Source organism: Pseudoalteromonas sp. Ld19, assembly GCF_045064135.1.
Classification (GTDB): domain Bacteria; phylum Pseudomonadota; class Gammaproteobacteria; order Enterobacterales; family Alteromonadaceae; genus Pseudoalteromonas; species Pseudoalteromonas aliena.
On sequence record NZ_JBISHA010000017.1, the window covers coordinates 367,142 to 394,014 of the forward strand.

Consider the following 26,873-nt stretch of genomic DNA (forward strand, 5'->3'; position numbering starts at 1 on the left):
TGAGGACAAAATATAGTGCATTGGCTTTATACTATGTGGTTTTGATATGTATTTAAAGTTGTTACGTTAAAACGCACGTAGCCTATAGATTTTATATGTAACTGAGAGCAGTAAGCATGCCGCTGCTGGAAATAACAACGCAAGCATTAAAAAGTAATTAAATAAAATATAACCTACAATCCCACCGAGTAAAAAGCCGCTAATAATGAGTAAAAAGATAACACATTTGCGGGTATCAAATTGCTCTCCTTTTAATGCTCTGCCAATCATTAAACCAAGATCTGTAAAAATACCGGTTAAATGTGTGGTGCGTATAACCGCACCACTGTAATTAGTGGCTAATGCATTTTGTAGCCCGCACGCAGCAGAGGCTAAAACAATACCGTAAGTGAATGTATTTTCAAGTAAGTAAGCGCTAATTAGTAACAACAGCGCTTCAATAAAAAGTAAGGTGTCGTAATGGCGGCCTAATTTTAATGAACCACCTGAGAGTAAAAATCCAGAAAGTGCCGACCCCAGCATAAAGCTAATTATTACACACAGCAGTAATAGTGCTGTTACTTTACTCGTTATTGCTTTAATACCTAGCAAAGTAACAGAGCCCGATACGTGCGAAATAGCTTGATGTTCAAAACCTAATAACCCCACAGCGTTCACAATGCCCGCTATAAATGCAAGCGTAAACGCGCCATATTCAACCCATTTTGGTAATTTTGTAAACATTAGTTATGCCGTAGTGAGGAAGTTTTTTAATTGAGTTAATTGCTTTTATACACTTGAGTTTTAAAGCGCTTTATTTGCTCATCAACTAACTTTGTATCAATTATGCCACGTTTAAAGGCAATATAAACAGGGAGCGAAAATTCATTAAGTTGGCGAGCATAAATATTTTTGTATTCTTTTGAATACCATAATCCCGCTTGATAGTTAGTTATAACGTATTCAACACGGTTTTTTTCAAGTAGCTCAAAGTTTGCTTTGGTTGAGAGTGACTGGATTAAACGGTTACCCTTTATATTGTATTGCGAAGCAATAGTACTGGGTAGAGGAACGCCGCGAAGCATAGCGACGGTGGAGCTTGATAAATCATTAGTGAGCAGTTTGTCGTTATTTAAAGCAAATAAGCCAAATTGAGTGATATGCAGTGGTTCACTTGTAAAGTCTAAGTATTTTGCGCGCTCTTTGTTATTAGCCAACGAAAAATAGCAATCGTAGTAACCTAGTTTCATCTCTTTTTTAACACGTGCCCAAGGCAAGTGAACAATCTCAATGTGCAGGTTTAAATTACGCTCAATAAAGGTTAAGTATTCAATGTCTAGACCAGTAAATGTATCGCTATTTTCATCGTAGATTGTAAAAGGTGGGTAATGAGTTGTTACGCAGCGTAATTTTTTTTGAGGCGCAGCAGATAGTAACGAAGAAAAAATTAAAACCATAAAAAGCAACATTGTGCGCATAAATGCTAATCCGATATTTTTTGTGAGTATATACCTTGGCTGTTTAGTATACAGCCTAATTAAAATGTTTGTATTGATCTAAGTATTTTTACTAAGCGTATAAATAAAATTTTGTGGGATAGACCATGTTTAACGCAGAGCAACAATCACGCATTATAGAAATGGCGTGGGAAGACAGAACTCCTTTTGAAGCAATAGAGCAATTGTATGGATTAAAATACTCACAATTAGTTGTTTTTATGCGAGAACATATATCAAAAGGCAGCTTTAAGGTTTGGCGAAAACGTCATGCTGGTCGTAAAACAAAACATTTAAAACTTCGCGATCCTGCTATTATGCGCAGTCACTGTAAAACACAATATAAACAACGTTGATTTGCTCTAATCCAAAGGGTTACAATTTCATTCGTTGTTCATGATCGTTTGTTAAGTTGGGGTACTAAATCCCTGCTGTTTCAATCGTGAAGTTAACCCATAAGGACATTTAAATGCTCATTGCGCTGGCTATTATCATCGCTTTTTTTTTACTAGTTACTTTGTTACCTATGTCTTACAGCCAGCATTACTTAGTGCGTAGCTGCGATTTTGTGCGCTTACAAGTGCTTTATATTGCCAGTTTAGTTACTGTTACCTCACTATTTTTATTATGGCAAAGCAGCGCAATAGGTTATGTATTTATAGCCTTAACTTCATTACTTATAATGATTTTACAAGGTAAATGGATTTACCCGTATACGTGGCTTGCTAAAAAAGAAGTGCAAAGTGCGCCTAAGCACATCGACCACAGCATAAGAATTATGTCGGCAAATGTACTTATGTCGAACCATAAAAGTGAGCAGTTAATTAGCCTTGTTGATGAGCATCAACCCGATCTACTTATTACGCTCGAAAGTGACAGCTGGTGGGAAAATAAATTATCAGTCATTAAAAAAAATTACCCATATTACATAGAATGCCCTAAAGACAACCGCTACGGCATGCATTTATACAGCAAGTTTAAAATACTCGATGCACAAATATGTGAGCTTATAGAAGAAGATATTCCTTCAATTCATATTCTGTTTGAAAACGATGAAGGCTTGCAAATGCAAGGTCACTTTATTCACCCCGCACCACCAAGCCCGACAGAGGAAGACTCATCGCGCCCGCGCGACTCAGAGTTAATAATGGTGGCTAAAGCGCTTAAAAACCCAACACGACCTACCATAGTTGCCGGAGATTTGAACGACGTAGCTTGGTCTCGCAGCACTCGTTTGTTTATGCAAATAAGCGGCTTGTTAGATCCTCGAAAAGGCCGTGGTTTTTATAACACCTTTCATGCAAGCTACTTTTTTATGCGCTGGCCGCTCGATCATTTATTTCACAGCGAAGGCTTTAAAGTAAAGCGTATTAAGCGCTTAGCTAAGTATGGCTCTGATCACTTTGCACTCCTTACTGAGCTTTCTTATGAAAACGCTAATCAGCAATCATTAGAAGATAAATCCGATGAGCTTAAGCAAGAAGAAATTCAAGAGCTTGCTATGAATAAGGCAGATAAGCGAAAAGTGCCGAGGTTTGAAAAGAGTAGCTGAGAATAAGAGTGAACTATCGCTCACTCTCAACGCCATTTTCTGAATAGTAAAGCGTATAACCCCAAAATGGATCAAGTGACAAAAATTGAATTTTATTTAATTTTCCAGTTAGAAAATAAGCTTTAACTCGCGTTACTTTAAACCTAGGTTTACTTCCCACGAAATGGTTGTTTCATTCAATGTACTGCTTACAGGTTTGCCAAATTCATTTGAGATATCTGCTTTAGATGTGTGAGTATTAAAGCTGCGCAACTTTCCTAAAGTAGATTTATTGATGGGGTAACTAAATATATTCGGCATTTTATAATCTTTTATGATTATACCCTAATTTTTTTATGTTATTGTTTAATGATTGCATATATTTTGATAAGGATATTTTATGTCACATCAGTTTGATCTTTGTTTTAGTACTAAATCACGTACAAGTTTACCTATTGATACTAGTAATAAATTAGCTTATAAGCAGTTTCGACAAGATAATCCCCATATATTGGGATCGTTTATCCCAGCAGGAACGCCTTTTATAGTAAGTGAGTCAGGCTCAGACAGTGTAAAAAAACTGCGTGAATCTAGGCCTGATATCGCTTGTGCATTAGATGGGGTTAATTCTTGGTCTCAGTCGACAAAAAGAAATATAACAAATTTAGTCGATAGCTTTGGTAGTATTCAGGCCCAAGCTATTGCGGAGCTTTACGAGAAGGAATTGCAGCCCTATCTTAGACAGGTTGATGAAATTATGGGCTATAAAGTTGATTCTTTTACTGCCACAGGTGCTGCTGCAACTTCATTAAACGCTAAAGAGGTTCGTTTAAGTCGCTTTGGTGGAGCTATTTTAAAGTATCAAAAGTCTTTGATGGATATCCGTACAGCAGCAAAAAATAAAGCGCCCAAAAAGGAGCTGATTAAGTTAGGTAACTTAGCAAAAAATGCACATATCGAATTAAATGAGAAGTTCACTAAAGAGCTTAAAGCAGTTTCGAGCCGATTAAAAAGTGGTGCCCGAGGTAATGTCTGGAATAATCCGCAAAGGGGTATTAATCAAGCAATAAGCTCAAGAAATTCAGCATCAATACAAATTACTTCATTGTCAGGGGTTCGTAATTTACGTGCTTTAGAGGTTGGCTCTTCTGTTTTAGGTAACGGTCTCATCGTTTTAGACGCAGTTGTAAGAACCGATAAAGTTTATACTGAGTACCAGTCAGGAGGGAATTGGGGTAAAACAGCTGCTGTTCAGGCTGCTGGATTTGGTGCGGGGACGGCAGCAGGTTTAGCTGTTGGTGCGGAAACTATTGCCTTGGGAACAGGTATTGCAATTGCGATGGGCCCAGTTGGTTGGATAATATTAATCGGTGTCGGCTTAGGTACAGGTTATGCTGCTTCTAAATTTGCAGATAATGCAGCTCAGAGGGTAGCTAATAAAGCTTATGATTTAAGTGATTCTTGGAGTTGGTGACAAATATGGTGCTCTTTGATTTTCTTCTATTTTCAGGCTTAGCGCTTTTTCTTATTGGTGGATTATTATTTACTAGAATTTCTGTTAGTTATTTAGACAACAAATTAAGAGCAGAAGGGTCAGGAATTCCTCAATGGGACAGTGGAGGATTTGGTTTACGTGTAGGTATGTATGCTCTAATACTTATCAGAAATAAACCTAAAAAAGAATCTCTACTAAAAGATGAATTTATATTAAAACACGCCCGTAGTGGTGATCGAATACTGGCATTTTGTTTTAATATTGGGCTATTTATGACTGTATTTTTAGGAGCTATTGAAACTATATTCTTTAAAGCTTAGCTATTTATCTTCAGCTAATATCAATTTTAGACAGAATGGTACGTAAAAAACATCGCGCTTATCCCTAGCGCGATGTTTTGTTTTTCTTGAGAAAGTTTAAATAACCTTCGTAGCTAAATTAGCTATTGATCATAATACATTTGATATTCACAAATTCGCGCATACCAAAACCACCGTGTTCTCGGCCGTAGCCACTGCCTTTAACACCACCAAACGGTAGGTTAGGTTGTGCTAAACCGTAGCCGTTAATGTTGATCATGCCGGTGTCGAAGTACTTTTTAGCAAGCTCAATGGCTTTATTTTCATCTTTTGAGAAAATACCACCGCCTAAGCCATAGCGAGAGTCGTTGGCGATACGCATTGCATCGTCGTTGTCTTTGGCTTTAATAAGCGAAGCGACAGGGCCAAATAATTCGTCGTCGTAAGCAGGCATACCTGGCGATAAATTATCAAGTAGCGTTGGTGGGTAGTAGTAACCCGTTTGCGATGGTATTTCGCCACCCGTTACTATGTTTGCACCTGCTTTTACTGATTCCATTACTTGGTCGTGAATACCATCGCGTAAATCTTCACGGGCCATTGGGCCTAGGTCTGTGTCATCAGCCATTGGGTCACCCATTTTCATGGCTTCAAATTGCTCTTTTATTTGCGCTTTAAAGTCATCGTAAAGTGACTCAACAACAACATAACGTTTAGCAGAAACACACGTTTCGCCATTGTTGATCATGCGCCCGGTTACACAGGTTTTAACTGCAAGCTCTAAATCGGCGTCATCAAGTACTAAGTACGCATCGTTGCTGCCCAGCTCTAACACTGTTTTTTTAGCGTGTTTACCCGCTTCTTCAGCTACTTTTTTACCTGTGGCATCACTGCCCGTAAAGGTTACGCCGCTAATTGCTTTGTGCGCAATGAGTGAACTGGCGGTTTTACCGTCGATGAGTAAGTTGCTGAAACAGTACTCTGGGAAACCGGCTTGTTTAAATAGCGCTTCAATTTTTTCAGCCATGCCAAATACATTACCGGCATGTTTTAGTACTGTAGTGTTACCCGCCATGATGTTAGCGGCACTGTAACGAATTACCTGATAAAGCGGGAAGTTCCACGGTTGAATACCCAGCAGTACACCTGTTGGTTGGTAACTAATAATTGCGCGGCCGCCGTCCATCTCGCGATCTTCGTCGGCGAGTACTTGTGGGCCATTTTCAGCAGTATAACGACAAATTCCTGCACATAGCTCAACTTCTTGAAAGCCTTGCTCGTATACTTTACCCATTTCTTCGGTCATGAGTTTTGCGATCGCTTCTTTTTGTTCTTCAAAAAGTGATGCTAAGTTATTTAAATATTTTGCACGTTCAGTGAATGACGTTAAACGCCATTTTAAATATGTTTCGTGAGATTTTTCTATTACCTGCTCCGCTTCTTTTTGAGAAAGTAGCGTATAGGTTTCAATGGTTTTCTCAGTTGCCGGATTAATCGTTTTAACTGTGTTACTCATTTCTATCTCCTTACTAATTATGTATAGGGAGTAATGCAAAACGAACGCCAGCTGTCTAAATATATAAAAATAACTTTAACTTATTGTTATTTATTGTATTTTAATTTTTATTTATAAAGGTGCTTATTTTTTATGTAATGTATTTATGGTATGTTTTGTAAATAGTGCAAGTTGCAGAAAAAGTTACATAGGGAATAAAAATGATACGAACACTTTTTGATATTTCCACTGCGCTAATACAGGCGCCAATGGCTGGTGTGCAAGATGCAGTATTAGCTGCCAGTGTCTGTGAGGCTGGTGGATTGGGCTCTTTGCCGTGCGCAATGCTCTCTAAAATACAACTTATAGAGCAGCTAGAGTTACTTAGTCGTTCAACCAGTAAGCCTTATAATCTTAACTTTTTTTGCCATTCAACCTTGCAATACACCAAGCTGCAAAAGCAACAATGGCATTTAACATTGGCCCCTTATTTTAATGAATACGCCATTGCCGAAAGTAGCTTAGCGGACGAAGCTTCTCGACAGCCTATAAATCAAAGTATTATCGATATTATTGCGCCTTATAAACCGGCTGTGGTGAGTTTTCATTTTGGTTTACCTGCGCCGTTTTTGCTTAAACAAATTAAAAGCTGGGGGGCAAGCGTTATTTCTACTGCAACAACCATTGAAGAGGCAAAATGGCTTGTCGATAATGGTGCTGATGCTGTTATTGCCCAAGGCTTAGAAGCGGGCGGACACCGTGGTCATTTTTTATCTATGGATTTAAGTTTGCATAAAAGTACCGCTGAACTAGTGCAAGAATGCGTTGCGCACGTATCAGTTCCTATAATTGCTGCTGGTGGAATTGCAACTGAGGATGATGTAGCACATATGCAAACATTAGGCGCATCAGGGGTACAAGTTGGCAGTGCGTATTTACTCTGTAATGAGGCAACTACGTCAAAGCTTCATCGTGATGCTATTTTATCCCAGCAGAAAGACAATACAGCGCTCACTACATTATTTTCAGGGCGTGCAGCCCGAGGTATTTGTAATCGTGCAATGAAAGAGCTTGGTTCAATGCCTTTACATGTGCCGCCATTTCCTTATGCGAGTATTGCAATAACGGCACTGAGAAGCAGAGCTGAAGCATTGGGTGATAGTGGCTTTTCGCCGTTGTGGTGTGGTCAAAAATACATCCGAAGGGAGCACATGAGCGCAGCTCAAATAACACAAACATTAATGCAAAAGTGGTTGGTTTAAATGAATCATCGGCACACTATTGAGCTTGGTGATAGCTATGCAGTACTTGCACAAGATTTAAAGTTAAAGCTTGGCGATCAATACCCCATTAAGCAATTTTCTCGCGATACTGTTTTGTTGCAACAAGGGCAAAAACAGCGCTTTGGCTATTTGATTATAGATGGGGTATTAGGCGCTTTACATTCAACGGCTGATGGCAGTCAAAAATGTAAGGAGTTTTATTTTAAAGATGAATTTGCTTTGTTGTTTGCTAACTGGCTTGCAGATACAGATGCTTTTTATCAATTAAAAGTAATAAAAGCAGCAACAGTTATCGTTGTTCCATTGAGCCTTTTTGAGCAAAGCAAGTGGCAAGATATTAAGGTGAAGCTTATTACTCAACAGCTAATTTTGAAAGAAGCCAAAGAAGCTTTTTTATTACTTAATAGTCCCGAGCAACGTTACCGCTACTTACTTTTGCAAAAACCGCATTGGTTAGCACAATTGAGCCTAATAGAAGTCGCAATGTATATTGGTATCTCGGCAATTTCTTTATCACGAATTCGTAAGCGGCTTAACTTAAGTTAAGGGCAAATAAAATAAAGCCAGTTAGACTGCTGTTTTTCAGGAGTCATTATGTTCTTACTTGCTCAGTGCTTGGTTACTATTGCTACTTTGCTAGATTTAGCATCTTTTCAGTTTAAGTCGCGTATATTTATTTTAGGCTGCTTATTTAGCTCTGTTTTACTGACCTCAGCACATTTTTTTATACTTGGCCATGCCAGTGCAGGAAGCTTAATGCTAATAGCCGCACTGCGTTATCTGTATTGTGTATTTGCACGAAAAACATGGGTGATGCTCCTTTTTATGTTGCTTAGTTGTTTGGCCGTATATTTTACTTGGCATAACTGGTTGAGTGGCTTGGCATTGGCAGCAACACTTATTCAAACATTTGCATCGTTTCAAAAACAAGATTTGTACTTACGCTTGCTTATGGTGTTAGGTACATCTTTTTGGATAAGTCATAACGTGTTTGCTGGGTCACCCGTTGCAGTACTGATGGAGTGTTTATTTTTGGCAAGTAATATGCTCGGGTTATATCGCTTTTATACCCCTAAAAAATCGGTTTAGAGGTATACACAAGGTTGATGAGGCGCTAGGGCGTGTTGACCTTTCGTGATTGATTTTGCAGCAGTATGTTTGGTATTTAGGCAAGGCAGAGCCTGTGATGTGTGGTTGTTCCCCATAAATAGGCGATAACGCAGCATAGATACCAAACATGCGCTGCCCTTTGGGTTCTTTCTAGGGACGATTAACTCTTTGTTGCTCGGTTTTTACTTAGCCCACCAGGTTACAAACCTCGCGCCGCGATTAAATCGCCCCTAGATTGAACAAATTTCAATCCATAAAGGTCAACACGCCCTAGTAAGGAGGTTAGAAAAATTGTGTCGCAATTTTTTTGAGTAAATAGGTTTCACGGAGGATTGATAACCCTTGTTTCTCGCTGTTAGCTAACGTGCGCTCATTATGTGCAATCGCATCGTTAATATTTACCCATTTAGCGGTCATACCATTTTGCTGTTCGTAATGCTCTAATTGAGCTTTACCAAATTCATCGGCAATATTGCATACATAGCAATATGATTTTATATGAATAATATCAAAATCATCTTTATACCAAGGTCGGTACTCTTCGTAGAGGCCAAAGGCTTTAACAACATTTATTTGTTGCGCGCCAGTTTCCTCATTTAGTTCGCGGATCAAACCTTGCTCAATGCTTTCGCCTTCATCCACCCCACCGCCAGGTAAGCTATAGTCTTCATATCGATTGGTGTACATTAATAATATTTTATTATTTTTAATAACAATGGCGCGCGCGGTCAAGCGAACAAAAATAGTTCCTTGATCAATATTAATACCGGAATGAATTAGGGTTTTTAATTGCTGCATTTTTTATCCCACTTTTTTTTGCGCTCTGATTAACCTAAGCTCTGGTTAAGAGATTTACTAACATATTGAACTATAATGAAATTATAATTTTTTCTCTAGCCAGAGGTTTTCGGTGAAAACAAGGCGAATTTACGCGTCAATAGCGGGCGATTGCAAGTAAATTCAACGCAGCTCGCATTAAAAGTAGCTGCGTGAGATGAATTTATTATCTACAGTTCAGGTTAATTATATCAGCTGTATCACTCAAGTACGTTGTGAAGTTGCAAGTAATAGAAATTAATGTGATCGTTTTTTTTCAGCACACGTAAATCTCTGGTTGGTAAAATAAGACGTTAACCCATTTAGTTTATTTAGATGAAAGCGCTTTTCAGCACACCTTCCTTTAAATTAGGTGTAAGGGTGCGTAGAATGATAAAAAAGAATAAGGATTTATCATGTTAAATATACTTTTAGTAGATGATGACGTCGAGTTTAGCGATGTTGTTTGCCATATCGTCGAATTTCTCGGCCATAATATAAACACCGCGACCAGTTTAAAAGAAGCGCATCAGTGGTTTGAAAATAATACCTTCGATCATGTTCTTCTTGATTTTATGTTACCTGACGGCAGCGGTTTACACCTTCTTGACCATTTAAAAATGATCGGGCAGTCTCCAAAAATTACACTTATATCGGGACACCCTTCAGTTAAAGGTATTTTAGCTGAAATGTGCGAGCCTAATGTTGGGCATTTATTAAAACCATTACAGCGAGAAGATTTAGAGCTGGTTTTAAATGGTCCTAAAAAAGCAGTTAAAAAAGCCAAGTCGAGCGGTATTACTCGTCATTTTGGTGGGCTGATTGGCGAATCAGAAGCAATGCAAAAACTTTACAACATGATTGAACGTGTAGCTAAAACAAATGCGAACGTAATGCTTATGGGTGAAAGTGGTGCAGGTAAAGAGGTGGTGGCGCAAGCTATTCATAACGCAAGCCAATGTGAAGGGCCATTAGTTGCGAGTAACTGCGGAGCGCTTTCAAAAGAGTTAATTGGTAGTGAATTGTTTGGCCATGAAAAAGGGGCTTTTACGGGAGCAATCGCACGCAAAGAGGGCGTATTTGAGCAATCAAATAACGGGACTTTATTTTTGGATGAAGTAACCGAAATGCCAATTGATATGCAACCAAATTTACTGCGAGTACTTGAAACTAAAAAAGTAACGCGTGTAGGCGGTAACCGAGAAATACCGACTAACTGTCGTGTTATTTCGGCGACTAACCGCACGCTTAGCGATTTAGCGCACAACAATGTAATTCGTGAAGATATTTATTTTAGACTGGCTGTTTTTCCTATTGATATACCGCCACTGCGCGATCGCAAAGAAGATATTCCGCTTTTAGCTAAAGCATTTTTAGAGCAATTAAATGATGAAAATGGCACCGCGTTTAGCTGGACAGCGCAACAGCTAAAAGAGCTACAAAGCTATGAATGGCCTGGTAATGTACGTGAGCTTCGCCATGCAATTCATCGGGCCTTTATTATGAGTGATCCGCAAACCAGTGATATTACGCTGCCTGACAATTTAGAGTCGCCTTTTTCGCGTGTTAATAATCAAGCAGCAGAAAAACAGGTGTCGGCAGGGCAAACAATTGAAGAAGTTGAAAAAGAGCTGATTCATGCAACGCTCGATAAAGTGCAAGGCAATAAAACGCTTGCGGCACAAATGTTAGGTATTAGTACTAAAACACTTTATAACCGCCTTAATGCTTACGGTGGAATTGGTGAGTACAAGTAACTTATATTTTGGTTAAACAAAAGGAAATATTATTGTGACTGAAGAAAGTAAGCAAAGCACAGCGCTTAATAAACTTGTTCATGATGCAAGAGCTCCGTTGAATAGAATTTCAATGAACGCGGAGCTAATAAAGTTAGTGTTAGAAAACGATATGCCCAAACAAAAGGCGATTGAAGCTCTGGATAAAATAATTTTGAACTGCCAGCAATGCAGTGAAAGTTTGCAAAATATTACTGATCATAATAACGATTAACAAATTTAACTCAGGCGTTTACACATCTATGAGCAAGCAAAAACAGCAAGGTAAAGCGAACATTACGTGGGCCGCTTTTATTGTGGTGGTATTAAGCATTATTGTAGGTAATGCATTTTTAGCATTGAATACGATTCAAGGGTTAACGCAAACTCAAAAAAGTTTAGACAATACAAATATGCTGGCAACGGCAATAGAGAAACTGCATTTGTCTATCGTACAAGCTGAGTCGGGTCAACGTGGTTATTTATTAACGGAAGAGGATGATTATTTAACACCTTACTATGATGCAATAGGGCAATTAGAAGCGCAAACAAATCATGTAAAATCACTTCACTCTGAAATAGACGGCCAAGCAGATCGAATTGCTCAGTTGTTAGTACTTACAGGCAATAAAATTAAAGAATTAAAGACCACGGTTAATCTTGCTCTTAATGACAAAGAGCGACGTGCGTTATACATAGTTAATACGCATAAAGGCCGAGGCCTTTATAAGCAAATTCGTGAAAGTGTTAATGAAATTCAAGACCGAGAACTACTTTTTAAAGTGAGCCACTTTGCAAAATTAGCTAAAATTAAAAATGAGGCAAAAATTACCTTTGCGATTACAGCAATAACAAGTGCTCTGCTTATTATTGGTATGTTTATTATGACGCGTCTTAATTTAAGAAATGCAGCTCAGTATCGTTTTGAGCTTGAAAAACAAAACGAAACGTTAGCCGCTAAGGTCTCGGAGCGTACGCAAGAGCTAACATTATACTCAGATGAATTGAGTCGCAGTAATCGTGAGTTAGAGGAGTTTGCTTTTGTTGCGAGCCATGATTTACAAGAGCCGCTTCGTAAAATTCAAGCATTTAGTGATCGCCTTGAAACCATGTTCAAAGATGAATTGGGCGAAAAAGGCATCGATTATATTGGCCGCATGAAAAATGCTGCCCAGCGTATGTCTAATTTAATTAATGACCTACTTGAGTTTTCGCGTATTGCTACGCGCGGTAAAGAGTTTGCTGATACAAGTTTGAACGAAGTGGTAACCGATATTTTAAGTGATTTAGAAATTGCGATAAACGAATCTAACGCACAAATTGATGTAGAAAATTTACCCGTTATTCAAGCAGATAAAAGCCAAATGCAGCAATTATTTTTAAACTTGCTGTCAAATGCGGTTAAATTTAGAAGAGCTAATGTGAACCCGCACATAAAAATAAGCTATCAGCATGAAGATATTTTTAGTGCTGATCATAATACGCATTTAAGTTTTCAAATTATTACGATAACAGATAATGGCATTGGTTTTTCACAAGACTACGCCGATAAAATATTTGTTCCGTTTCAGCGCTTACATGGTCGCTCTGAGTACAAAGGCACCGGAATTGGTCTTTCTGTATGTCGACGAATTGTGGAGCGCCACGGCGGAACAATTACAGCCCAAAGTAAAGACGGTGAAGGTGCGACCTTCATTATAAAACTACCTGTGGAAGCTGCGCTTTTCACATTGCAAGGAGAGGCTTAAATGCCCTATTCAAAAGTAAAACCGATTACTATTTTAATGGCGGACGATGATGAAGATGATCGTTTGTTAACACAAGATGCCCTTGCTGAAAGCCGTGTACTTAACGATCTTCATTTTGTTGAGGACGGCGTTGAATTACTCGAATACTTAGAGCGCAGGGGGAAATTTGCCGATAAAGCTGTGTCGCCGCGTCCTGGACTTATATTACTAGATCTAAATATGCCAAGAATGGATGGTCGTGAGGCGCTTGAGGCAATAAAAGCAAACCCTAATCTAAAAGGGATTCCGGTTGTTATTTTAACTACTTCTCAGCAAGAAGAAGATATGGTTAAGGGATACAACTTAGGAGCTGCATCTTATATTACAAAACCGGTGACGTTTGATGGCTTAGTTGAGCTAATGAAAACGTTAGGAAAGTATTGGGTAGAATTTGTAGAGCTACCGACAACATTTAACGATTAATGGAGATTTTATGTTAGATAAAGTGACTCAGTTGCTGCTTGTAGAAGATGATGAAGATGATTACATACTCACCTGCGACTATCTAGACCAATTAGATTCACACACGTTTAACATTCAATGGGTAAGCTCTCCAGAGCAGGCAATTGCGACGCTTAGTAAGAATGAGCACGACATTTGTCTACTTGATTACCGCTTAGGTGCATCAAACGGATTAGATGTATTAAAGGAAGCCATTGCCAATGGCTTTAGCGGCCCGATTATTATGCTCACCGGCCAATCCAACGACGAGTTAGATTGCGCAGCGCTTGATGCGGGTGCAGTTGATTACTTAATAAAAACGGAAATGAGCTCGAGCCGTTTTGCTCGCGCCATTCGTTATGCTTTGGCACGAAAAGATGTAGAAGGTGAGCGAGTTGAGCGTTTAAAAGCAGAAGCAGAAAACCGCTCAAAAGACCGCTTTTTAGCTCATTTGAGCCATGAACTACGCACTCCACTGTCGTCTATTTTAGGTTATACCGAATTATTAATGCAGAGCGACTTTAGTCAGCAAGCAGAAAATGAATTGGGAGTTATTTATCGAAACGGTAAGCATTTATTAAGCTTATTAAACGATGTTCTCGATTTATCTAAAATAGCCGCCGATAAACTCGAGCTTACCTTAAGCGAAGTAAACCTCGATAGCATGCTTGCGGATGTTTATACCTTAATGCGTGTATCGGTACTTGATAAAGGGCTTACGCTTCGTTTTGAATCAGATAAACCACTGCCTTTAGTTGCACGACTTGATGCCACAAGAGTTCGTCAAATATTAATAAATTTAATAAATAATGCCGTTAAATTTACCGATAAAGGCGAAATTGTTATTAATGCGTGGACCCAATGGGTTGATGACCAAGAAATGCTGTTTTTTAGTATTAAAGACACAGGCATGGGGATTGCACCTGAAAAACAAAAACTTATTTTTAAGCCGTTTGAGCAAATAGCCGATGTGGAATCGCGCTCTGTTGGCGGAGCGGGTCTTGGTTTAGCAATATGCGCAGAATTATTAGCACGTATGCATGGCGATATTAATTTACAATCTGAGTTTGGCAAAGGCTCTACATTTACCATTTCGGTGTATCCTGGGGATATTAGTGAGGTAGAGCGACAAGTTCTTAACTTTAGTAGTGCGCCGCAGTTACACAGTAAATTAGCTCCTTGTAAAGTAAGTGGCCGTGTATTAGTTGTTGATGATTTACGTGATTTACGCATGCTAGTAGGGCACATGATCAGCTCTTGTGGTGCGAGGGTTGATTATGCAGAGCATGGTCAGCAAGCACTTGAAAAAGTACGCATCGCGGATGCGTATAAAGCGCCTTATGATATTATTTTTATTGATATTCATATGCCTGTAATGGGCGGCAAAGAAGCTACTATAGAGCTTAGAAAAATGGGTTATAAAGGCCCAATAATCGCGCTGACGGCTGCAACGATGAAAGGGATACATGAGGAGCTGGCAGCACTTGGTTTTAATGATGTAATACCAAAGCCGGTTGATAGTGCCGCTTTATATCAATGCTTACAAGATTACTTAATGGCGCCAGAGCACGCGCCTAAAGCTAAAGATATAAACGGTGATAAAGGCTTAACAGAAAAAAAACAGCGTTTTTTACTTGTTGAAGATGACCATGATGCAGCGCAAATAACACAGTTGCTTTTAGAAAGTTTAGGTGTGGAAACCGTGATAGCATCGAGTTGTGCGCAATGTTTACAAATACTCAATCACGATCAGCAATTTAATAAAGTATTGTTAGATATGCACCTGCCTGATGGGCGAGGGGTTGATTTAGGCCAGCAAATTAATGAGCGTTACCCTGAGTTACGCTTGGTAATTGTAAGTGGTGCAGAGCCTGATCCTAAAGAGATAAAAGATTTAAATATTGACCATGTTTTACTAAAACCTATTAATTTGAGCTTACTTGAAACGCTTATTAGCTCATAGGGATATTATTTATATGCATTCAATAAAGTTAGTATCTGAAGAATTAACGCCATCAAAAGTAGTCTGTGTTGGTCGAAATTACACTGCGCACATTGCGGAGTTAAATAATGAAACACCAGATCAAATGGTGTTATTCAATAAGCCAAATAGTGCAATTACCACGCGATTAAATTCGGCTCATAACGGCGATACGCTGCACTATGAAACAGAGCTATGTTTTGTTGTAAAAAATAAAAAGTTTGTAGGTGTTGGGTTAGGCCTTGATTTAACTAAGCGTACAGTACAAAGTAAATTAAAAAATAAAGGGCTCCCTTGGGAGCGAGCTAAAGCATTTGACGGCTCAGTTATTCTAACTAACTTTGTAGAGTTAACAGATGCAATGCAGCATTTTACGTTTGAACTTAAAATTAATAATGCTGTTATTCAGCAAGGTGATACTCATTTTATGTTACATAACCCTGAATCTATTTTACAAAATATCAGCGAGTTTATGAGCTTAGAAGATAGTGATGTGATCATGACAGGCACACCTTCAGGTGTAGGGGAGGTAACCGCGAAAAGTATTTTTGCTGTCGCGCTTTATGCCAATGATCAGTGTTTACTAGAGCATCACTGGCAAGCAAGTTAAATAGGTAACTAAACAGATAATTAAATATCATTTAATTATCTGTTTTAAATCAGCAGACTTACATTGGGGCGTATTGACCTGCCGTGACTGATTTTGCAGCATAAATACCAAACATGCGCTGCCCTTTGGATTCTCTTTAGGGACGGTTAACTCTTTGTTGCTCTCTTCTTACTTAGACTATAGATTACAAACCTCGCGCCGCGATTAAATCGTCCTTAGATTGAACAAATTTCAATCCACAAAGGTCAACAAGCCCTAATACGGCATCGGATTATTTCTAAAAATAGTATCAATGCCAGTTAGCACGTCATCACTTAGCGTAATATCAAATGCATCAATATCTTCTTTTAATTGCGCCATACTTGTTGCACCAATAATAGACGACGTTACACCGTCTACTTGATTACACCATGCGAGTGCAAGCTGTGCTGGCGTTATATTATTAGCATGCGCCAGCTCAACATATTGTTTAGTCGCTTGCTCTGCGTTTGGTGTATCTCTAAAAATACCGTTACGCTGCATAAAGGTCCAGCGAGAACCTTCTGGGCGAGCACCATTTAAGTATTTACCTGTTAATAAACCGGCGGCTAAAGGTGACCATGGTAAGTAAGCAATATCCTCATGCACACATTGCTCAATTAAATAGGGCCAATCTTTGGTATGCGCTAAGCTAAACTCGTTTTGAATAGATACCATACGAGGCAAATTATGCTCTTTTGCCAAGTTTAAAAATTGGCTTATCCCCCAAGGTGTGTCGTCAGATAAACCGCAGTGTTTAATTTTTCCGGCTTTTACGCAGTCGTTTAAACCTTCTAAAATATCCAGCATGCCAGCTTGATGTTCTTGTGTATTTACGTTTGTAAATTTAAGCATACCAGGCCATTGCCTACCAAAATGAGGCGTAGAGCGATTGGGCCAATGTAGCTGATATAAATCAATATAGTCTGTTTGTAAGCGTTTAAGTGACTCATCAACAGCTTCAATAACCGATTGACGAGTAATATTACCGCCGCCTCTCACCCACGATAAGCCATTTCCCGCTATTTTTGTGGCGAGAATTATATCGCTACGTTTTTGCTGATTACGTGAAAACCAGTCGCCAATAATTTGCTCTGTTTTTCCATATGTATCGGGAGAGGGCGGCACCGCATACATTTCGGCGGTATCAATAAAATTGACGCCTTTAGAGAGTGCGTAAGCTATTTGTTCATCGGCATCGCGCTGAGTATTTTGTAAACCCCAAGTCATACTGCCTAAACACACTCGAGATACGTCTACACCACTGCTACCAAGTGGACTATATTGCATAAAACTTCCTTAGTTATTAGGTTGAGCATGGGTGGTTAGAGCTGATAAAAGAGGCTCAGTAATTAGCGCTTTTTGCCCTGTTGTAAAGTCAAACATAACCACTTTTGAATTACCCGTAGTGGTTATCGCATTTTGTGCATGGCTAAATACAGTGTAATTCATCATAAAGCGATCTTCTTTAATGTCAGTGATGGTAACACCGACAGTAAGTGTATCTGGAAAAGTAACTGGGCGTTTATAGCGCACATTGTTTTCGCTTATAACTGGACCAATACCGCTTGGGGTAATTGTATCAAATAGGTTTATTTTGTTTAAAAAGTCTATTCGAGCTATTTCAAAATAACGTAAGTAAACCACGTTATTAACGTGTTGGAGGGCATCCATGTCAGCCCAAGCTACGGTAATATCAGTATGAATAGGATATTGATCTTTAAACGTTTGCATAAACTTATAGCTCTTAATTTTAAAGCACTTAGGTTATCAATATGAAGTTATGACCTCAAGGTAATTAATATGGCATTTTTAGCTAATCATTGTGCCTATTTAAATTAAGGTCTACAGTTATGTTATATAAATAGGAGAAACGCATATGCAACAAGTAGTTAATTGGGTTCTAGCATGTTTAATTTTTATTATGTCGTTTATTTGTTATGCAATGGGAAATCTCTCGGGAGGAGTGTGTTTACTTGCCGCAGGGTTTTTACTTGAATTTGCTTTTTGGCTGTATTGCTTTAAAAAAACGAGGCGATTTAAGCAGTCATTTTAGATTAGCTAGGCGCTTGCATATTAAAAGTGTTTGCATAATAATGACTGTATAAATAAACAGTTATTTTGTAGCGATGAAAAAGTTTATTCACATAGATATGGATTGTTTTTACGCCGCAGTAGAAATGCGCGACAATCCTGAGCTTGCTAATGTACCGTTGGCAATCGGCGGTAATAGCCGGCGAGGTGTACTTTCAACCGCTAATTACCTTGCTAGAGAATATGGTGTACGCTCTGCCATGTCTAATTACCATGCTAAACAATTATGCCCCGATTTAGTGATTGTACCCGGACGTATGGCTGTTTATAAAGAGGCCTCAAACCAAATACGCGAAGTATTTAACCACTACACAGATTTAATTGAGCCACTTTCCCTTGATGAAGCTTACCTTGATGTAACAAATAGTGCCGCCTGTAAAGGCAGTGCTACGCTTATTGCACAACAAATAAGAGCCGATATTTACAATGCAACTGGGCTGACTGCATCAGCAGGAATTGCGCCAATTAAGTTTATTGCCAAAATAGCGAGTGACGAAAATAAGCCCAACGGGCAATTTGTAGTATTACCCAATGAAGTTGATGGTTTTTTAGCGCAGTTACCACTGGGTAAAATTCCTGGGGTGGGGAAAGTAACGCTCGAAAAACTCAATTTAAAAGGGTTATACACCGGCAAAGATGTGCGCGAAAAAGGCGTAAATTGGATGCAGCAGCATGTAGGTAACTTTGGTGTTTCTCTTTATCAAAAGTGTGCGGGTGAATATGTTGGTAAAGTCTCTACCAATCGAATTAGAAAATCGTTAAGTGTTGAGCATACTTATGAATACAATAAAAACAGCTTACAAGAATGCCTAGAGCAACTCCCTAAGTTGTTAGAGGAGTTGAAGGTACGTTTAGATAAACAACAATTACAAAACAGAATTAATAAACTGAGCGTTAAAGTTAAATTTGCCAATTTTGTAGTGACTTCTGCGGATCAGGCATACCATCAATTAAATACTGAAATTTTTACTCAGTTACTAACTAAAGCTTATCAACGAGGTGTGCAGCAGCCAGTAAGGCTTTTAGGTCTTGGCGTGGGTATAAAAAACCAGCCAGAGCATAATTTACAGCTTAGTATTCTCGATTAAGTGGCAAAGCCTGTAACTGCAAGTTGCCAATAAACAAGCAATTAAACTAAATGCTTGTCGCAGCTTGCTGGTCTTCAATATTTAAATCGACGATAATAGAGGCTTATGTTTTTTAACAGGACCTTTATTTATGGCATATCCACAAGCCGTGTTGGCTCAGCCAGTAAGTGCTAGCCTTGAATGTACATCTCATGATGCATTAATCATTATCAGTGATGATTTTTCTCAATTACCAAACAATCCACTACGAGATGCTGTTTTAGCACAATCAAAAGTTGATTCTCGTATTGGTAAGCAAATTACTTTATTAGTAATTGAAAATAAAAGAGTGATTCTTGCGCCAACGGGTCCTTTAAATAGAGATTACGACGACGTACGCCGTTATTTTGATGCCGCTAAACTTGCAATTAACGAAGCGAAGGCGTCGGGCAGTGTTAATCCTGCATTATTTTTACCAAACTTAAATGCTGATAGCCGTTACCAACATGCGCTGGAAGTTGCTTATTTAGGTGCTTGCCAAGCACTGTGGCAGCCGTTAGAAGCACGTGAGTTTCATGGTGAGAGTATTGAACCTATAACAAATATCGGTTTAGTTGGCGCAAATGAGCAAACAATTAACGCTGTTAATGCAATTGCAGCAGGTCAATACGCTGCACGTGATTTGTGTGGTACTGAGCCTGAGCGTATGGCTCCACCACGCTTTGCTGATTACTGCGTTGATTTATTTAAAGGCTCAAATATTGCCGTTGACGTGATTGATGATATTGCAGCGATTGATAAAAATTACCCAATGTTAAGCACTGTTGCTCGTGCATCGTACGCTGTAGAGCGCCATCATCCACGCGTTGTTAAGCTTGAATATGTACCAAGTGGCGAAGTTACTCGCACACTTATGTTTGTTGGTAAAGGCCTGGTGTATGACACAGGTGGTGCCGATTTAAAAGTAGGCGGTTATATGGCAGGTATGAGCCGTGATAAAGGTGGCGCAGCATCTGTTGCGGGCTTTATGAAAGCCGTTGCTGATTTTCAGCCTAAAGGCGTTAAAGTCATCGCTTATTTAGCCGTTGTTCGTAACTCTATTGGTTCGGATTGTTTTGTACCCGATGAAATTATCACTAGCCGCGAAGGTATACGTGTACGTATTGGTAATACCGATGCAGAAGGGCGCTTAGCAATGGGCGACTTACTTAGTGAAATGAAAGATTTGGCTAAGGGTGAAATCAATCCAACGCTATTTACTGTGGCTACATTAACAGGCCATGCAGCTCGTGCAATGGGACCTTATGGAGCTTATGTTGAAAATGGTCCTGCTCGTAACGCTGGTATTTCACGTCAAATAGCTGACTGTGGTGACTTATGGGCCGATGGCGCAGAAGTATCGCGCTCACGCCGTGAAGATTACGACTTTATCAAACCGCGCACACTTGCTGACGATGTACTCTCTAGTAATAACGCAGCGTCTGCAGTTACTGCGCGTGGGCATCAATTCCCGATGGCATTTATGGCTATTGTTGGCGGATTAGATAAGCACGGTAACGACTCTGAACAACCTCTACCTTATGTACATATGGATATTGCGGGTAGCGGTGTTGAAGGTGGTGATTGGCAGCACGGTAAACCAACGGCTGCATCAGTGACGAGCTTATTTGCTCTTTATTGTTTGTAGTTATAAACCCGCTTTAATTTAGCATACAAAAATTCGCCTTGTTCTAGCGTGATTTTCTTAGCGTTAAATAGGCCCCTTATATAAGCGGATTGGTATAATACCAATTTTATTAAAAACATGATCATTCTAGCGTATTAAATAACTCACTAACGACGTTAAAAATTGTTTATATAAAACAACTATATATCATAATTTTAGCCTTGTTATGAATTGTTTTCTTCGCGCTATAATAGAACACTAATTTATGCAATTGGTATAATTTGAGCTGTACCTATAAAACTAAAGGCTGATTTATCAATCAGCCTTTAGTTTATTTTTCAAATTTTCCAGTTATTCAACATCAAAATGACGATTAAAGAAATTTGTAATGGTTTTATGTAAATGTGTTTGCACTTGCTTACCGCGTAAGCTGTGTTTAGAGCCCGGGTAGGTCATCATTTCAAACTGCTTTTCGTTATCTTGCAGTTGTTTAAATAGCTTTGTGGCATGGGTAAATAAAACGTTATCGTCAGCCATACCGTGGTAGATCATCAATGGGCCTTTTAAGCCGTCTGTATATGGAAAAACAGCACTGGCTTCATAGCCTTTTGCGTTTGTGTCAGGGTGTCCTAAATAGCGCTCAGTGTAGTGCGTATCATACAATGCCCAATCGGTTACTGGAGCACCCGATACGCCGGCTTTAAAGTAATCGCCCGCTTTAAACATTGTCATAAGCGCCATGTAACCACCGTAACTATGACCATATATGCCAATACGTTCTGGATCTACATAGTCAAGTGTGCGTAAAAACTCTACGCCCTTAATTTGATCGGCAACTTCCACTACACCAAGGTGTTTATAAATCGCATCTTCAAACTTTTTACCACGGTTATACGAACCACGGTTGTCCAGTTGAAAAATTACATAACCTTGCTGCGCCATGTACTGAAAATACAAATTTTTACTACGCCAGCTATTCGTAACACGTTGCGCATGCGGGCCGCCGTATACGTTAACTATAACAGGGTATTTTTTACCATCAGTGATGTTACTAGGTTTGAATAAACGGTAATGCATAACTTGGCCATCATCGGCTTTAATTGTGCCGTATTCTGGTTTTGTTAAATCGTTTAAATAAGGGGTAAGCGGATGATTGCTATCAAGCTTGTTTTCTTCAAGCCATGTAATAAATTCGCCGTTTACTTTGCGAAGCGCTGCAGAGTTTGGTTTATTATCAGACGAGCTATTATCGATAAAGGTTTTGCTGTCTTTTGCGAGCACAACATTATGGTACTGACCTTTTTCGGTGATACGTTTTGTATTACCTTTTTTAAATAAAGAGGCGCTGTATAAGTGGCTTTCAAGAGGCGTGTCTTTACGAGCAGCAAAGTAAACAATGCCTTTGTTTTCATCAATGCCTTTTAAGCTATCAACAGCCCAATCACCAGAGGTAATTTGGCGAACAAGTTGACCGTTTGTGCGATACAGGTATAAGTGTTTAAAACCGTTGCGCTCAGACGCCCATACAAAGTGTTTTTTGTCCTTTAAAAATTCAAGGTCAAAATGTAGGTTAATCCACGTTTCGCTATTTTCGGTCAGTGCTACTTTTTGTATTTTAGTTTCGCTGTTATAAAAACGAAGCTCTAATTTATGTTGCGAGCGGTTTTGCCATTGGTACGACAATGTATTGCCGTCTTTTAGCCATTTGGCACGTGCAATATAAATGTCTTCGTCTTTACCTAAATCAATCCAATCTACTTGTTGATCGTTTAGCTTAACAACACCAAGTTGAATTTTTACGTTATCGGTACCTGTAAACGGGTAGCGTTGATTGAATAATTTCACTTCATCAGCGTAAATTTCGTTACGGATAGCTTCTTTTACGGGTGTTTCATCAACACGGGTATAAGCAATTTTAGTTTCGTCCCCAGACCACCAGTAGCCCGTCATACGGCTCATTTCTTCTTGTGCAACAAATTCGGCCATGCCGTTTTTAATTACACCGCCGCCATCTTTACTAAGCTGAATTTCTTTACCTGAATCAAGCTCTAAAGCGAATAGGTTTTGCTCACGAATAAACGAAACATAATTCCCTTTAGGTGAAAAGCGTGCATCGGTTTCAAATGTTTCAGTATCGGTTAACTTTTTACTTTTAGCAGAGGCTAAATCGTAATAGTAAAGGTCGCCGTTCAGTGGAAATAACAGTGCGCTGCCATCTTTAGACCATTTATATTCAAGTATGCCTTTACCAAAAATACGTTGGCGTTCGCGGCGCGCTTTTTCTTCATCGGATAAGTTTTCTGGGCCTAAAAATAACTTTGCCGAATCAACCAATATACGATTAGTGTTATCTTTTAGGTTGTATTCCCATAAATCGTAGCGGTTATAGTCATCGCTCTTACCTTGTAAATAAGTTACGCGGCTACCATTAGGGGAAAATTTAAGTTGTACAGGGGATTTACCCGACAAGCTCGGATCGTCAAAAATACGCTCCAGCGATAAAGGTTTTGCTTGAACACTAATAGCGCCAACTATTAGTGGCAGAGCCAGTGAAAGATGTTTTATTTTTTTTAGCACAAGGTTGCCTTAGCTTATTATAAATAGTGCTTTGAATGGTAAAGCCAAGCGTGTGCAACTGCAACTAAATGCTATAAAGTAGCCATTATTAAAGACTAAGTAGGACATAACCATGACTAACACTGTATTCGAATTAGCGCCGGAGCTTAAACGTGATTGTATCGAGCTTGCCAACTGGCCATTGTGTAAAGTGCTTTTATTAAACGACAGCCAGTACCCATGGTTTGTATTAGTGCCTAGGCAGCCTAATTTAAAAGAGATTATTGATTTATCTGAAGCTGATCAAATTGTGTATTTAAAAGAGTCAGCAAAACTCAGTAAGCTACTAATAAAAGTTTTTAACCCCGATAAGCTAAATGTAGCGGCTTTGGGTAATATGGTGCCGCAATTACATATTCATCACATAGCACGTTTTAAAAGCGATAAGGCATGGCCCGCGCCTGTATGGGGTAAATTTTCAGCTGTCCTTTATACTGATGAGCAAATAGTAAAATTAAAAACCTATTTTTAATAGCGGTTAATAATATAAATGAGGAATAAAATGAAGCTAATCAATCAACTTTGTACGGGTTTATTTATTGTCGCGTTATCAGGTGGGTACTTTGCTGTTGCAACTGAGCAGCCAGTTAACGCTGAAATTATTAAAAAGACAGCTATAAAAAATTTAGTCGAACATAGCAATCATGTTTACTCGGCGGCACAATCTAGGGCGTGTTGGCCTTTGTAGATTGAAATTTGTTCAAACTAGGGACGATTTAATCGCGGCGCGAGGTTTGTAACCTAGTGGGCTAAGTAAAAATCGAGCAACAAAGAGTTAATCGTCCCTAGAAAGAACCCAAAGGGCAGCGCATGTTTGGCATTTATGCTGCGTTATCGCCTATTTATGGGGAATAACCACACTACATAGGCTCTGCCTTGCCTAAATACCAAACAGTCTGCTGCAAAATCAATCACGAAAGGTCAACACGCCCTAGCGCTGAACAAATTAAGTTGCTATCGCAAGTGGGTGTAAAGCATGTCATAAACTTACGCTCCTCTAGTGAACAAACGTGGGATGAAGGCGAGTTTGTACGATCTCTAGGAATGAACTATCACGCATTACCGATCGCAGGTGCGCAGGATGTTACAGTTGAAAATGCGCGTAATTTAATAAACTTACTTAATGAGTTTAAGGGGGAATCGATTTTAGTGCATTGTGCAAGCAGTAATCGAGTTGGGGCATTGATGGCAATTTCTGCACATGAGGAGGGTCTTGATGTAGAGGCTGCGCTCGATAAAGGAAGGCGCTGGGGTATGAAAAGCCTAGAGCCTGTAGTGCGCGAAGTGGTAAACGATAAATAATACCAATTTTTTTAAAACATGATCATTCTAGCGTATTAAATAACTCACTAACTACGTTAAAAATTATTTATATAGAACAACTATGTATCATAATTTTAGCCTTGCTATTGCGCTATTTTCTTATCGCTATAATAGATCACTAATTTAATGCAATTGGTATAATAAAAAAGCGTTACAGTGTTTGCTGTAACGCTCTTAAATTATTACCGTGCTAGGTTATTTTAAACCTAGTACCTCTTTACCTTGTTTAAACGTAACATCTACAGGAATATTTGCTTGGCTTAATTTTTCTAAGTCTTTAGCAAGTTCTTCTTTAATGCCGCCATGAGTTGCAATTAGCTGATCAACTTTTTCGTAATCGCCATCACCTTGTAAGGTTAAAATTAGACGAGAAAGCTTAGCCATTGCCATACTCATTTTTTCCATATTTACGCGGTATAAACCCGCTTCATTTTTAGAAAAAGCGCCTTCTTGAGCAAAAAAGTTAAAGCGGATCATATTTGCTTTACCATGTGCACTTGATGCACCAAAGCGCACAGAACGAAATATGCCCGCCATGAAGGTCGTGTAATAATCTTCAATAGTTCCTTCTGTAATTTCGCCCTTTTTAAGTAATTGCTCAATCATGTACAGGCCTAAAATATCGGCTTTGCCTTCTTCAAGCGCACTTGCATGCTCTTGTAGTGATTGGCGAACAGTTCCTTTGTCGGTAATCGTATTTTTGATGCCTAAACCATGCGCTACTTCATGAAACATAGTGTTGGCAAAAAACGCATCAAAAGTAATATGTTTACGTTGCTCAGAAACAATAAGCTGCTCTGAAATTGGCACTAAAATTTTGTCAAACTTAGCACGCATTGCGTTTTTAAGTTGTAGACGACGAGTCCCTTTTTCTAGCTGAACTTGCTCATCGTTTGGTAGATTAATGGCAATTGTTTTACTGCCTGCGTTGGAATGACCAGCATAATAAACAACATCATATGCATTTAGGTCGGCATCAGAGCCTGGCACTTCTTGTTTGTATTTAGCATCTACAGGTAAGTCTTTTTGCAGCTCAGGTAAGAAGGCTGCAAATTTAGCTAACCGTTCACTCCACTTTAAATCTTTAATTAACACATAGGATTCATAAGCAGCGCGGTAACCAAACAATTGATCTTCATAAGTTTCTATAGGGCCAATAACCACATCAATAGGGTTATTCTTCATGTCCATCCAAGCAAAATCAGAATTTTGGAAATCATCTTTTTGCAAGGCATCGGCACGTAGGTTTAGGTAACTTGCAAATTCTTTATCATCAGCAAGTTTACTTGCTTCGCGAAGAAGGTCCGCTGCTTTTGCAAGCTCAACAGCATATTCTTTAGAATAAGGGACACTGTAAAGTTTGCCTTGCTCATCACGCTTAATAACTGAGTAAAGCCCCGTTTTATCTTTAACGTCTGCGTTGTTTAACTCTTCTTTAGTTATGTCGGCAGGGTAAAACTGCGCACCAAGTGGCTTTTCTTTATATCCTGATAAAAACGCTTCATCACCATTTAAACGGTCCCATGGGCCGTAGTTAATATCTGCAAATAGGCGTATTTTTTCATCGTTTAATTTAGCTAAAAAAGTATCTTTACTCTCACCAAATGCTTGTTTCCAAAATAACTCATCCATTATTTTTGAAGCATCAATAAGTTTCACAAGCATCGCTTTTTGGTTATCACTTAAATGTGATAAATCGCTTTGTAGGCTAAAGTCGGTATAGATATCTAAACGCTGTTTGTCTGCGTTTATAAGCGCTGGAGCCATTTGCTTATCTGCAGCCCTAGCTGGCTTTTCTGTTTTTGCTGTAGTGTCGGTTGATGAGGGGGCTTGCTCTGAACATGCACTAAGAAAAACAACGCCAGAGAGTATAATTGCTTGGCTAATTTTATTTAAGATCATTATATTGCCTGTTAAAAAAGTAAATTTAATAATGTGTGAGCGCTAATAAAATAACAAAAAGTATGTACGCTTCCCTATTGTGGTGCATT

The 26,873-nt window shown here is 39.0% G+C and carries 27 protein-coding genes; 18 read left to right on the forward strand and 9 right to left on the reverse strand.

Annotated elements, in window-relative coordinates:
* Positions 1-66 precede the first annotated feature (66 nt).
* On the reverse strand, positions 67-723 hold the full coding sequence (locus ACJJVZ_RS06875) for a YoaK family protein (protein ID WP_077535926.1): 657 nt from the start codon (positions 721-723) through the stop codon (positions 67-69).
* Between the two features lie 35 nt (positions 724-758).
* Positions 759-1,457: a substrate-binding periplasmic protein gene (locus tag ACJJVZ_RS06880; protein ID WP_405599249.1), complete on the reverse strand. Its 699-nt coding sequence runs from the start codon at positions 1,455-1,457 to the stop codon at positions 759-761.
* Positions 1,458-1,582: 125 nt separating this feature from the next.
* On the opposite strand from ACJJVZ_RS06880, the gene ACJJVZ_RS06885 reads away from it, so the two are divergent.
* A complete protein-coding gene (locus ACJJVZ_RS06885) occupies positions 1,583-1,831 on the forward strand; it encodes a TIGR03643 family protein (protein WP_039485113.1) in 249 nt (82 codons plus the stop codon).
* A gap of 113 nt (positions 1,832-1,944) precedes the next feature.
* Positions 1,945-3,027 carry an endonuclease/exonuclease/phosphatase family protein gene (locus ACJJVZ_RS06890; protein ID WP_405599252.1) on the forward strand — a complete coding sequence of 361 codons (1,083 nt, stop codon included), beginning with the start codon at positions 1,945-1,947 and terminating at the stop codon, positions 3,025-3,027.
* A gap of 132 nt (positions 3,028-3,159) precedes the next feature.
* On the opposite strand, the gene ACJJVZ_RS06895 is transcribed toward ACJJVZ_RS06890, so the two are convergent.
* Positions 3,160-3,327, reverse strand: a complete 168-nt coding sequence (locus ACJJVZ_RS06895; RefSeq protein WP_405599254.1) for a hypothetical protein — start codon at positions 3,325-3,327, stop codon at positions 3,160-3,162.
* Positions 3,328-3,406: 79 nt separating this feature from the next.
* Between ACJJVZ_RS06895 and ACJJVZ_RS06900 the strand changes: the two genes are divergently transcribed.
* Positions 3,407-4,480: a hypothetical protein gene (locus tag ACJJVZ_RS06900; protein WP_405599255.1), complete on the forward strand. Its 1,074-nt coding sequence runs from the start codon at positions 3,407-3,409 to the stop codon at positions 4,478-4,480.
* Between the two features lie 5 nt (positions 4,481-4,485).
* Entirely contained in the window at positions 4,486-4,821 is a 336-nt protein-coding gene (locus ACJJVZ_RS06905; RefSeq protein ID WP_405599258.1) for a hypothetical protein, read from the forward strand.
* A gap of 118 nt (positions 4,822-4,939) precedes the next feature.
* Here ACJJVZ_RS06905 and ACJJVZ_RS06910 read toward each other — a convergent pair whose 3' ends face one another.
* Complete coding sequence (locus tag ACJJVZ_RS06910) at positions 4,940-6,316, reverse strand: NAD-dependent succinate-semialdehyde dehydrogenase (RefSeq protein ID WP_405599260.1); 1,377 nt, start codon at positions 6,314-6,316, stop codon at positions 4,940-4,942.
* Between the two features lie 200 nt (positions 6,317-6,516).
* Between ACJJVZ_RS06910 and ACJJVZ_RS06915 the strand changes: the two genes are divergently transcribed.
* From ACJJVZ_RS06915 to ACJJVZ_RS06925, 3 genes are read left to right on the forward strand one after another with little or no spacing between them, the layout of a single operon-like run.
* On the forward strand, positions 6,517-7,557 hold the full coding sequence (locus ACJJVZ_RS06915) for an NAD(P)H-dependent flavin oxidoreductase (RefSeq protein WP_405599263.1): 1,041 nt from the start codon (positions 6,517-6,519) through the stop codon (positions 7,555-7,557).
* On the forward strand, positions 7,558-8,124 hold the full coding sequence (locus ACJJVZ_RS06920) for a Crp/Fnr family transcriptional regulator (RefSeq protein WP_405599265.1): 567 nt from the start codon (positions 7,558-7,560) through the stop codon (positions 8,122-8,124).
* A gap of 48 nt (positions 8,125-8,172) precedes the next feature.
* Complete coding sequence (locus ACJJVZ_RS06925; RefSeq protein WP_405599268.1) at positions 8,173-8,667, forward strand: YgjV family protein; 495 nt, start codon at positions 8,173-8,175, stop codon at positions 8,665-8,667.
* 303 nt (positions 8,668-8,970) lie between these two features.
* On the opposite strand, the gene ACJJVZ_RS06930 is transcribed toward ACJJVZ_RS06925, so the two are convergent.
* Positions 8,971-9,486, reverse strand: a complete 516-nt coding sequence (locus ACJJVZ_RS06930; RefSeq protein WP_405599270.1) for an NUDIX hydrolase — start codon at positions 9,484-9,486, stop codon at positions 8,971-8,973.
* A 434-nt stretch (positions 9,487-9,920) separates the two neighbouring features.
* On the opposite strand from ACJJVZ_RS06930, the gene ACJJVZ_RS06935 reads away from it, so the two are divergent.
* From ACJJVZ_RS06935 to ACJJVZ_RS06960, 6 genes are read left to right on the forward strand one after another with little or no spacing between them, the layout of a single operon-like run.
* Complete coding sequence (locus ACJJVZ_RS06935; protein ID WP_077535918.1) at positions 9,921-11,261, forward strand: sigma-54 dependent transcriptional regulator; 1,341 nt, start codon at positions 9,921-9,923, stop codon at positions 11,259-11,261.
* 34 nt (positions 11,262-11,295) lie between these two features.
* A complete protein-coding gene (locus ACJJVZ_RS06940) occupies positions 11,296-11,514 on the forward strand; it encodes a histidine kinase (protein ID WP_138585652.1) in 219 nt (72 codons plus the stop codon).
* A gap of 28 nt (positions 11,515-11,542) precedes the next feature.
* Positions 11,543-13,027 (forward strand): ATP-binding protein, encoded by a 1,485-nt coding sequence (locus ACJJVZ_RS06945; RefSeq protein WP_405599274.1) that lies wholly within the window; start codon positions 11,543-11,545, stop codon positions 13,025-13,027.
* Entirely contained in the window at positions 13,028-13,489 is a 462-nt protein-coding gene (locus ACJJVZ_RS06950) for a response regulator (protein WP_405599276.1), read from the forward strand.
* Between the two features lie 10 nt (positions 13,490-13,499).
* Positions 13,500-15,470 carry a response regulator gene (locus ACJJVZ_RS06955; protein ID WP_405599279.1) on the forward strand — a complete coding sequence of 657 codons (1,971 nt, stop codon included), beginning with the start codon at positions 13,500-13,502 and terminating at the stop codon, positions 15,468-15,470.
* Positions 15,471-15,483: 13 nt separating this feature from the next.
* Complete coding sequence (locus ACJJVZ_RS06960; protein WP_405599282.1) at positions 15,484-16,098, forward strand: fumarylacetoacetate hydrolase family protein; 615 nt, start codon at positions 15,484-15,486, stop codon at positions 16,096-16,098.
* Positions 16,099-16,353: 255 nt separating this feature from the next.
* Here ACJJVZ_RS06960 and ACJJVZ_RS06965 read toward each other — a convergent pair whose 3' ends face one another.
* Both ACJJVZ_RS06965 and ACJJVZ_RS06970 read right to left on the reverse strand, forming a co-directional pair.
* Complete coding sequence (locus tag ACJJVZ_RS06965) at positions 16,354-17,406, reverse strand: aldo/keto reductase (protein WP_193156343.1); 1,053 nt, start codon at positions 17,404-17,406, stop codon at positions 16,354-16,356.
* Between the two features lie 9 nt (positions 17,407-17,415).
* On the reverse strand, positions 17,416-17,850 hold the full coding sequence (locus ACJJVZ_RS06970; RefSeq protein WP_193156344.1) for a thioesterase family protein: 435 nt from the start codon (positions 17,848-17,850) through the stop codon (positions 17,416-17,418).
* 395 nt (positions 17,851-18,245) lie between these two features.
* On the opposite strand from ACJJVZ_RS06970, the gene dinB reads away from it, so the two are divergent.
* Positions 18,246-19,298 (forward strand): DNA polymerase IV, encoded by a 1,053-nt coding sequence (gene dinB / locus ACJJVZ_RS06975; protein WP_138585646.1) that lies wholly within the window; start codon positions 18,246-18,248, stop codon positions 19,296-19,298.
* A 130-nt stretch (positions 19,299-19,428) separates the two neighbouring features.
* A complete protein-coding gene (locus ACJJVZ_RS06980; RefSeq protein ID WP_405599286.1) occupies positions 19,429-20,964 on the forward strand; it encodes a M17 family metallopeptidase in 1,536 nt (511 codons plus the stop codon).
* Between the two features lie 330 nt (positions 20,965-21,294).
* On the opposite strand, the gene ACJJVZ_RS06985 is transcribed toward ACJJVZ_RS06980, so the two are convergent.
* Positions 21,295-23,520 (reverse strand): DPP IV N-terminal domain-containing protein, encoded by a 2,226-nt coding sequence (locus ACJJVZ_RS06985; protein ID WP_405599288.1) that lies wholly within the window; start codon positions 23,518-23,520, stop codon positions 21,295-21,297.
* A 112-nt stretch (positions 23,521-23,632) separates the two neighbouring features.
* Here ACJJVZ_RS06985 and ACJJVZ_RS06990 point away from each other — a divergent pair, with 112 nt between their 5' ends.
* The 3 genes from ACJJVZ_RS06990 to ACJJVZ_RS07000 all read left to right on the forward strand — a co-directional run bounded on the left by ACJJVZ_RS06990 (position 23,633) and on the right by ACJJVZ_RS07000 (position 24,861).
* Complete coding sequence (locus tag ACJJVZ_RS06990; RefSeq protein ID WP_182702857.1) at positions 23,633-24,031, forward strand: HIT domain-containing protein; 399 nt, start codon at positions 23,633-23,635, stop codon at positions 24,029-24,031.
* Between the two features lie 30 nt (positions 24,032-24,061).
* A complete protein-coding gene (locus tag ACJJVZ_RS06995) occupies positions 24,062-24,247 on the forward strand; it encodes a hypothetical protein (RefSeq protein ID WP_138585643.1) in 186 nt (61 codons plus the stop codon).
* Positions 24,248-24,423: 176 nt separating this feature from the next.
* Positions 24,424-24,861 carry a hypothetical protein gene (locus ACJJVZ_RS07000; protein WP_405599557.1) on the forward strand — a complete coding sequence of 146 codons (438 nt, stop codon included), beginning with the start codon at positions 24,424-24,426 and terminating at the stop codon, positions 24,859-24,861.
* A 216-nt stretch (positions 24,862-25,077) separates the two neighbouring features.
* Here the strand turns inward: ACJJVZ_RS07000 and ACJJVZ_RS07005 are convergent, their stop codons facing one another.
* Positions 25,078-26,784, reverse strand: a complete 1,707-nt coding sequence (locus ACJJVZ_RS07005; protein ID WP_273048723.1) for a dipeptidyl-peptidase 3 family protein — start codon at positions 26,782-26,784, stop codon at positions 25,078-25,080.
* Positions 26,785-26,873 lie beyond the last annotated feature (89 nt).